General features: G+C 41.5%; 6 protein-coding genes. 4 read left to right on the forward strand and 2 right to left on the reverse strand.

Translation table 11 applies throughout. The features are described from left to right. Positions 1-151 precede the first annotated feature (151 nt). Both LDL40_RS06775 and LDL40_RS06780 read right to left on the reverse strand, forming a co-directional pair. Entirely contained in the window at positions 152-436 is a 285-nt protein-coding gene (locus tag LDL40_RS06775) for a type II toxin-antitoxin system RelE/ParE family toxin (protein WP_053424417.1), read from the reverse strand. Beyond that, complete coding sequence (locus LDL40_RS06780; RefSeq protein WP_300994459.1) at positions 426-680, reverse strand: type II toxin-antitoxin system Phd/YefM family antitoxin; 255 nt, start codon at positions 678-680, stop codon at positions 426-428. The genes LDL40_RS06775 and LDL40_RS06780 overlap by 11 nt, the downstream gene beginning before the upstream one ends. A gap of 294 nt (positions 681-974) precedes the next feature. Between LDL40_RS06780 and LDL40_RS06785 the strand changes: the two genes are divergently transcribed. From LDL40_RS06785 to LDL40_RS06800, 4 genes are all read left to right on the forward strand, one after another. Continuing rightward, positions 975-5732 (forward strand): DUF3320 domain-containing protein, encoded by a 4758-nt coding sequence (locus tag LDL40_RS06785; RefSeq protein ID WP_300994460.1) that lies wholly within the window; start codon positions 975-977, stop codon positions 5730-5732. Between the two features lie 80 nt (positions 5733-5812). Continuing rightward, on the forward strand, positions 5813-7987 hold the full coding sequence (locus LDL40_RS06790) for an AAA family ATPase (protein WP_300994461.1): 2175 nt from the start codon (positions 5813-5815) through the stop codon (positions 7985-7987). Positions 7988-8252: 265 nt separating this feature from the next. Next, positions 8253-9572, forward strand: a complete 1320-nt coding sequence (locus LDL40_RS06795; protein ID WP_300994462.1) for an AAA family ATPase — start codon at positions 8253-8255, stop codon at positions 9570-9572. Positions 9573-9576: 4 nt separating this feature from the next. Continuing rightward, on the forward strand, positions 9577-10000 hold a 424-nt coding region (locus LDL40_RS06800), incomplete at its 3' end, for a DUF4435 domain-containing protein (RefSeq protein ID WP_300994463.1).

Here is a 10000-nt window from a genome sequence, read left to right on the forward strand (position 1 = left end):
TTAGTAGGGTTTTTGGGAAAGTGGTAAAAAGCTTACTCATTGGGGATTTGATAACAAGGTGGGATCGTTAAGAAAAACGGATTAACAATGGAAACAAAGGAATAAGTTGCGCCACTTTTATCAAGGAATTATTTGATAAAAAACAACCATTTCACAATCTGGCTAACGCAGCTTTGTATACCTGATTGCGATCTCTTTTCCCTACGGCCACAACAGAGACCACAATCTCCAGATCCCGAACCTGATACACAAGGCGGAAACCTGCGCTCTGTAACTTGATTTTGTAACAGTCTTTCATGCCTCTAAGCTTAGCGGATTCAACATGGGGAGCCTCAAGGCGCTCTATCAACTTTTTCTTAAATTGTTCCCGGATCAAAGGTTCCAGCTTTTTCCATTCTTTCAAAGCTTCTTCTTTAAAAACCAGCTTATAGGTCATTAATATCGACCTCAACCTCCGGCTGATTTGCTCTTGCCGCAACCAAAGCCGCCAGCTCTAAATCCTCCAGGCGCTCCATTAACGCTTCATAAGCTGCGGCAGGCACGCAGTAAAAAGCAGGCTGATTATGACTAAGCACAGCGACAGGAAAACCCTCACCCTGCGCTACTACCGCCATAGGGTTCTTTTTCAGTTCTGTAATACTGCAGGTTCGTTCCGCCAGAATACTGTGTACAGTTGCCATCTGAGATTCACCTTTAATTCGACATCTAATATAGGTCTTATTTTAGGTTTTATTTTCGGTTTAAACCAGAACTTTGGCCTCTTTAGGTTTTTAACTGCTGTTTAGTTTTTTATCGTTATTGCTGTTCAATAGATAATGTAGCCGATAGCAACCAACTGCCCCCTACCAATCCCATGTTTGCTTTTGGAAACAAGCGTTGTTATGTTAGTTTTTTAACCATCGCCACACTTAGAAATAAATAATTAGCAGACAACAAAGGCGATGGGTATTCAAGCAGACCAGAGAGGGATTTTTATGGTTGTTGAGCAGCAGTTGGAACGTGCGCGTCTTGAATTACTCGATATGGGTCTTCGATCCAACCCCCAATTAAATTACCGCAGTGGCAGTAAATCCCTCGACATTATTGATGAACAATCTGCCAAGATTTTTCAGATGCTGGTTGAGCAGGAAAACACCCTTAGCTTTTTGCCACTGCCAGAAGCTTATCAGCAAAAAATTGCCGACAGCGAAGATGAAGGAAGCTTCTTTCAGTCGGACGACGACTCCGAATTACCGCCGCTTGATTTGTATCTGGAACAAAAGAAAGGCGCTGCCCGCTTTAGCGATAAATACCTGCAAACAGGGCTGATACCAGCGAAGCTGGATAAAGCGCTGCTGAAACTCGAAACCGAAGCTCATACCATGCTGCAGGAACAAGGTGTCGAGGTTCTGTATCTGGCTCTTGGTTTTTTACAGTGGAATGAGCCCACCAACTCATCGGTTTCAAGGTATGCGCCGTTAATTCTGATCCCTGTCGAACTGACCCGATCTTCTGCCCGAGACAGCTTCAAGTTACGTTACACAGGCGAAGAGCTGGGTTCAAACCTGACTCTGGCAGCGAAACTCAGAACAGAATTTAAGTTATTGCTGCCCACCTATTCTGATGAAATGACAGTCTCGGATTATTATCAGGCGGTAACAGATGCAATTGCGGCCCAACCTTCGTGGCGGGTGCATCAGGATAAAATTGGTTTAGGGCTGTTCTCTTTTGGCAAGTTTCAGATGTATATGGACCTTGACCCGTCCGGCTGGCCTGAAGGAAAAAAACCGTCTCAATTACCTTTGATTGGCCGTTTATTCCGGGATGGTTTTGACCACAATGCCGAGATTAACCCAGATGATCTGAATCATCCGGAAAAACTCCACTTAGTGAAAGACGCTGACTCCAGCCAGATTGAAGCTATCTTAGCCATGAAGTCTGGCGCTGACCTGATCATTCAAGGCCCGCCAGGTACAGGCAAATCCCAAACCATCACCAACATCATTGCTGAAGCCGTTGCTTTGGGTAAAAAAGTACTGTTTGTGGCGCAAAAAATGGCAGCACTTGAGGTGGTGAAAAAACGCCTTGATGAAACACATATGGGCTTTGCGGTACTGGAACTGCATAGCCACAAAAGCACCAAAAAAGCTGTGCTGGAATCTATCGCTGAGTCGCTCGAACAAGGGCGACCCCAAACCGGAAACCGCCAGCAAGAGTTGTCAGATTTAGCAGAATCAAAAGCTTCACTGGATGCTTATGTGCATGCCATTCGGGCTCCAGTTTTGCGCAGTGGCCTCAATTACATTGAAGCTTTAGGCTCTTTATTGCAGCTAAAAACAAAGGATCCCGAAAGCTCTTTGCCAGCATTACCCTTTAGCTGTTTTGAACAATGGACAGCCGAGCAATACAGCAATGCCAGAAAGCTGGTGGCAGAATTAGTGCAGCAACTGGAACGGGTTGGTGTGCCTGCCGCTCACCCTTTTGCTATGTCTGGCCGCACTGATTTTTCTCCTGCATTGCAGCAAGCATTAACTTCAGCTTTAGCAGAAACAAGCCAATTGCTTCGCCAACTTGATGTGCAAACTCAAACCGTCAGCGTATTTCTGAAGCTTGAAAAACCACAAAGCTTGCAACAAGTTAAACCACTGATCGCGACAACAAGCTGGCTATCCGAAGTGCCGGATCTTAAACAGGTTAAAGTAAATAACCCTTTATGGGCTGTTGAACAAAAGCGGATAGATAACGGCCTGGCTTGTTTAGCCAATTTCTTAACCTTAAAAGCCAGCTGCGAAGCGCACTTTATAGCTCAAGCGCTGGATGCCGATTTGCTGAGTATCCGCCAGGGCTTGATAGGTAAAACGGATAAATGGTGGCGCTTCCTGTCGTCCAGTTATCGACAAGCCAAAGCTAACTTGGCAGGGCTTTGGCGTGGCACTCTGCCCGCTTCGTCTGCTGACTGGCTCACTGCATTAGATACAGCCCTGGCTTACCAAAGTGCGAAAAAAGAGCTGGCCAGCTACAACAGCATCTTGTCTGAAGTCTATGGAGCACAGTGGCAAGGCGAATTTTCAGAGCATGCTTACTTGACCCAAATCCATAGCTGGATCAGCACCTTTTATACCAAGGTAAACCGTCTTGAATTGTCGCAGTCATTGGCTGAACTGATTGATACGGGCCTTGATAAAAAGCTGCTGCGCGATCAGGCGAACTCACTGACAACGCTTTGTAACGCTATCGCAGTGCAGGCACAAACGCTGCAAGAGCTGATACAAATCCACAACAGCAATCCAAACCACGATTTAGCACCCATGCAATTTACCCAGCTCAATGCTGTGTTAGAAGGCTGGAAAAACTCTGCCCTACTCTACGATTTCGCGCGCTACAACCAGATTATTCAGGCCTTTGAGCCTTATAACATCAAAGCTTTCACTGAACTGGCGAACTCATGGCATATAGCGCCAGACCTCTTAATGACAGTATTCGAACTAAGTTATTACCGAGGTTTGGTTGATCATGCCTACGATAGTTCGGAAGCCATACGGCGCTTTGACCGCAATAAACATGAGCAAAGCCTGCGCGACTTTAAACGTATTGATGGCAACAGTTTGTTTTTCGCCCAGGAGCTGTTGGTAAACACCTTGTACGAGCGCTTACCCAAGAAAACAGCCAAAGGTGAAATGGAATTAGTGCTGCGCGAAATGGGCAAGAAAAAGCGCCATATTCCTATCCGAAAACTGCTGGCTGAAGCCGGTAACGTAATTCAGCAAGTAAAACCTATTTTTATGATGAGCCCTATGTCCATCGCCACTTATCTGAAACAAGGTGCTTTGGATTTTGACCTGGTGATCTTTGACGAAGCCAGCCAAATTCCTGCCCCTGATGCCCTCGGCGCTATGCTGCGTGGGCGGCAGGTGATTGTGGTGGGTGACAGTAAGCAAATGCCACCAAGCAACTTGTTTGGTAAAGCCGTTGAACTGGAAGAAGAAGAGCTGGAAAGCAGCGCCACCGCAGAAATGGAAAGTATTCTGGCATTAATGGAAGCCCGTGGTGCGGCCAGCAAAATGCTGCGCTGGCACTACCGCTCCCGCCATGATTCGCTGATTGCAGTATCCAACGACCAGTTTTATAAAAACAAGTTAGTGGCCTTTCCAAGCCCGGGTTTTCACCCCGATGCAACTGGACTGAAGTTTCATCATTTACCGGAAACCCATTACGACAAAGGCGGTTCGCGCACCAATCCAGGTGAAGTAAAAGCTGTAGTAGCGGCCGTATTAAACCATGCGTTAAGCAAACCTCACCTGTCCTTAGGTGTGGTGGCTTTTAGCCTTTCACAGTGTGATGCCATATTGCTTGAGCTGGAAAAAGAGCGCCGCTTACACCCTGAAACCGACGAATTCTTTGCACGCCATGCTGGTGGCGATGAGTTTTTTGTAAAGAATCTGGAGAACGTACAGGGCGATGAGCGCGACGTTATCTATATCAGTATTTGTTATGGCAAAACCAGCACAGGCCAACTCAGCCAAAATTTTGGTTTGTTGAATAAGCCAGGTGGGGAAAGGCGCTTAAACGTGTTGATCTCACGCGCACGGCTGGCGATGGAAGTCTTTGCCAACTTCAAAGGTGACGAACTGAAAGTGGAAGCAGACAGTCCTTTTGGTGTGCGCTCGCTGCAAATCTTTCTGCAATTTGCCGAATCAGGCCTGCTGAACAAAGCCCATGAAAAAGAGCAGGAACAAAACTTTGCTTTTGGTGCCCTGCTACATCAGGCGATCCAGCGATTAGGTTATCAGGTAGCCACCCGGGTCGGCAGTCAGGGTTACTACATCGACTTAGCCATTAAACATCCTGAAGACCCCAGTAAATTTGTATTGGCACTGGAATACGACGGCGCAGGTTATTACCAGGCAGCTTCAGCCCGCGACCGTGAACGGCTGCGGCAAAGTGTGCTGGAAGGCCTTGGCTGGAGCTTTGGTCGTATTTGGTCCACTGACTGGTTTCGGGATCCAGAGGCTGAATTACATCGCTTAAAAGTACTGATAGATAAAGCCATAACACAGCATAACGAGCTGATGGTAGCTATGGCGGCACAAGCCACTAGCACCAGACAAGTGAAACACCAGGTTGCTGCGCCAGAGCTTGTTGCAGCGCCTATTCTGCGGGTAGAGGAAGAACAACCAGAGTTTGAAGCCTGCACTACGCCCTATAAAAAGGCTGATGTGTCTAAGCTAAATATTCCTCATGTCGATGATTTCAGTGCCATTCCTCTGAGTACGTTGGTGCATGCAGTAGAACGTATTGTTGAAACCGAATACCCAATATTCGCCAGCTTAGTGGCCACTCGATTAGCTAATGCTGCTGGCTTAACACGAGTTGGTGCCAAAATTAAACGCACAGTTGACCAAGCCATCGAAAGTGCCGTTGCCAAAGGATTGATCCAGCTCGATAAAGACGAAGTGTTATGGCCGCAGGGCCGCAGCACAGTCAAATTAAGAAACTGGAACAGCGCCGACACTGCCACCCGCAAGCTTGAAAACGTCTGTGATGCCGAACTGACCAATGCCTTATTACTGACAGTACAAGACGCCCACGCTATCAGCGTAACGGATGCAGCCTCTGCGGCTTTGGGCTTATTAGGTTTTCAGCGCGCAACGGCTCAGGCGGCAGACCGGATGGCGAAGTTGGCGCAGGTTCAGTGTGATAAGGGTGTGTTGGTTTGTGAGAATGAGCGGTTGAAGATTGCAGGCAGTAAATAAAACAAGTTAAAACTTGAGGCAAGCCTTTTTATGTGCTCGAAGGACCACTAAGACTATAGGTAAATTAGAGGGATTTAGTAATGATAAATAAAATAACAATTCAAGGAGTGGCTAGCTATTCAAATAACACGGCCCAAGAAATATCAAGTTTAAGAAGAATTAACTGCTTCTATGGTTTGAATGGATCAGGCAAATCAACAATAGCCAAATACTTACAATATCCCAGTGAAATAGACTATTTATCATGTTCCATGACGCCAAAGTTGAGCGAAGGCATTTACGTATATAATCAAAAATTTGTTAAAGACAACTTTTGGGACAGTAAAGATCAACCAGGAGTTTTTACTGTCAATAAAGGTAATGTCGAGGCGGAACAAGCCATTGAATTAGCTGAACAAGAAATAAACAAGCTAGCTGCCGAACGTGATCAAATTTCAAGCAAAGCCGAAATTATTAAGAAACAAAAAGAAGCAGAGCAAACTAAACTTGAAAACAAAATTTGGTTAGAAAAAGATAAATTCGTCAAAACACCACTAGAGTTTTGTTTAGAAAACAAACAGCGTAAAAACTTATTTCTTGATGCTGTAAAACAGGCTAGTGTTGCTGATACAGAAGTGACGATGGAAAGTCTTTTTGACCAAGCTTTAGAACTTGAAAAACCAGACTTATCGCCCAAAAAGTTGTTATCTTTAATTAGTTTTGATGGCAAGTTAGTCGAAACAAGTAGAATAAATCATGAAGTCATAGTTGGTTCTTCAGAATCGTACCTTGCAGAATTAATTGAAAAGATAGGCCACTCAGACTGGGTTCGGGATGGACTTTCTCACTACGAAAACTCAGAAGGTGTATGTCCATTTTGTCAAGAAATACCGGAAAAGGATTTTGAATCAAATCTTAAGGCTCTTTTTGATGAGACTTATCAGATAAAGTGCAAAGAAGTTGAAGCAAACCGTGATGCCTATGAACTTGCTATAAATGACATTGAAGCAACCTTGTCTTCAGAAAATTTCTATGACAGCTATGTAACTGAGAGTGCGGAATTTGCTGTCGCAAAAGCTGAACTGCTCACTTGTTGTCGTGCAAACTTAACGCTATTAAAAGATAAAGTATCAAAACCGAGTAACATAGTTGGGTTGAATGACACTACTAACTATTTAGAGAAATTAAATCGCTGCATTGAAGAAATTAACAGAAAAATCAATGACTTTAATAGCCGTATTACTAGTAAGCCACAAATTCAAAAAAAGATTAAAAGTCAATTTTGGCAGGTACACAAGCGAACCTATAAAGCTGCAATTGAGTTGACAGAAGAAAATTTAAACAGCCTTGATCAGCAACTTGACACTCTGAGAGAGCAATATAGGCAAAACAAAGAAGCAATAACTAAACAGCAGGTAGTAATTGTTGAACAAAGAAAACAAACAACGAATGTTGATACATCAATTCAAAATATAAGGACTACTTTATCAAGCGTTGGTGTAGAAGATTTTCATATAGATAAAGTTGAGGGTACTGAAGCTAGATACAAGATTGTTAGAAAAAGTGGTGCCACGGAAAACGTTTACGAGACCTTGAGTGAGGGCGAGAAAACGTTAATTACCTTCCTTTATTTTTTAGAACAGTGTAAAGGACTACTTAAACCTGATTCGGCACTGGGCATAGCTGATAAAATCATTGTTATCGATGATCCTGTTTCAAGCTTATCTCACAACTTTATATATGAGATAGCAACGCTAATTCAGAAAGAAATAATTAAGAAACCTTTTAAGCAAGTTTTTTTATTGACCCACAATTTATTCTTCTTTCATGAGATAATGAATTTGTCAGGCTTAAAACAAGAAGACTTTGAACAACACTATGCTTTGTTTAGAGTTAGAAAAGATGAATACAGCAAAATATCTTCAATTCAACGGAATGACATCAGAAACGAATATGACGGTTACTGGCAAGTAATTAGAGACGCGAAGGCTGACAGAATCTGCAGTCCAATATTGCCAAATGCCATGAGAAATATTTTAGAACATTTCTTTTCGTTCGTTCAAAAGAAAGACAAGCTATCAGACATACTAACTAACTTAGGTGATGAACATAATAACTTCAGACCATTATTGAGGTATATCAGCAGAGGCTCTCACTCTGACATGGTCAACCTAACCGATTTTGGAGATCTCGATGCTGTAAGATTCATAAACATATTCAAAGAAGTATTCGTGAGAGCTGAATACGAAGATCACTATAACAAGATGATTAAATGATCAAAAAAAATCACCATTTAACTTCAGTCAACTGTAAAACAAAAACACATTACTATACTCTTACACTTAAATACAAATCACTTATAACATAAATGAGACCAGAAATAAAAAATTAAAAAAATTTACCCCTATAGAAAAGAAGAAACTCCCAACAACACTTTAACACATGGATATAGAATAATTAAAACTGCGCAATCAAAGGGATTTATTCATTGGATAGCTGCAAAGAATCAATAGCCACCCGGCACGCAATGAGAACATAAATATGATAAAAGAATTTTATATAAAACAATTATACCAAGAAAGAGACGTTAGAATTAAGTTCTCTAGCAAGATAAAAATAATTGTAGCTGACAACGGCTACGGAAAAACAACAATATTAAATTCAATATATGCAATAATATCGGGAGACATAGCAAAACTAAGGAAAATTGACTTCTCTGAACTTGGAATAATATTTGACGACAATATTGAAGTGTCATTTAAAAAGGAAGATTTTGAACCTGATCTAATTTCTACAAAAGGCCATTCATTCGTCGAGCATTTAGAAAATAAACTAGGTAGAGATTTCATATTTCAACTTCTTGATGATGTAAAGCGGTACCCTTCTGCATTAATGGAGCGTTCATCACTTTTTCGCCATGCATGCACAGAACTTGATTTACCGTCGAGTGTATTACGAGACTATCTTAGAGAACTAAGAGGAAGTAGATTAGATAGAAAGGTAAATGCAAATACTCAAGATAAAATAGAGATGATCAAAAAGAAGCTTGGGCTGAAAGCACTTTATTTACCAACGTATCGTCGAGTTGAAGAAGATATTCGGGCGTTTAGTAAGTTTAGTGAAGACAGAGGAATGCGACTGACATCAATAAATTTTGGAATGGGCGATGTTCAACAGAGTATTAAACAAATAACATCAGAAATATTGAGCTCATCTGTAAAGTGGTTCTCCAAGATAAATGGCCAAATGCTTTCACAATTAGTAAATGGGTTCTCTGTAACCGAAGAGATGAAAAAATCTATATTGAGTAAAAAGGCTGTTGAAATTGTTTTAGAAAGAATTGGTAAAGACATTTCAGAATCGCATAAACAGCAAATACTATCTTTGGTGAGTAGTGGAGAAATATTAAAAGATCATGATCCTCTCATTTATTTTGTAAGCAATCTTTTAAATGTTTACCAACAGCAGCAAGAAAATGATGAAGCTCTTCAAAATTTTGCTCGATTCAGCAACAAATACCTTACAGATAAAGAAATAGTTTACAACGAAAGCAGCGTAACCATTGAGATAATAAGAAAGAAGAATGGGAAAACTGTGGATATAGAAAGCCTATCATCTGGAGAGAAACAAATAATATCTTTGTTTGCACTTTTATACTTACAGAAAAAAGAAGACCTAGCTATATTTTTTGACGAACCAGAACTCTCTTTATCTATAGAATGGCAGAAAACGCTACTGCCTGACATTATAAACTCTGGGAAATGTAAATTTTTATTTGCGACCACACACTCTCCTTTTATATTTGATAATGAATTATCTGCTCATACAGTAGATCTAGCTCATTGCGTTAAGGAGCTATAATCTTATGTCAAGAGTGGAAATGCTGGAAGCAGCTAGAAACAGGCTATCTGTCAAATTCATAGAATTTACAAAAGTAGTGTCGAATGGCAAATATGCTATTTTTTTCGAGGGTGAAGATGAAAAATATTACTCACCGAGAATCAACATAATACGCTCAGACATAAAATGGATAGGCATTAATTGTTCAGGGAAAAAAAATGTTATAGAACTACGAAGAATGATTAGAACTCATTTCGACTATGGAAACTCTTTATGTATGTTCTTTATCGATTCTGACTTTGATGATAACGCCAGTTACAAAAATCTTGGCGATATTTATTTGACACCTTGTTATTCGATAGAAAACTTATACACAAGCAGCAGCGCATTTTCTAGAATAATAAATGCTGAGTTTGGTGTACACGAATTTCATGAAAATGATCAATGCT

Source organism: Rheinheimera sp. (assembly GCF_020217005.1).
GTDB lineage: Bacteria > Pseudomonadota > Gammaproteobacteria > Enterobacterales > Alteromonadaceae > Pararheinheimera.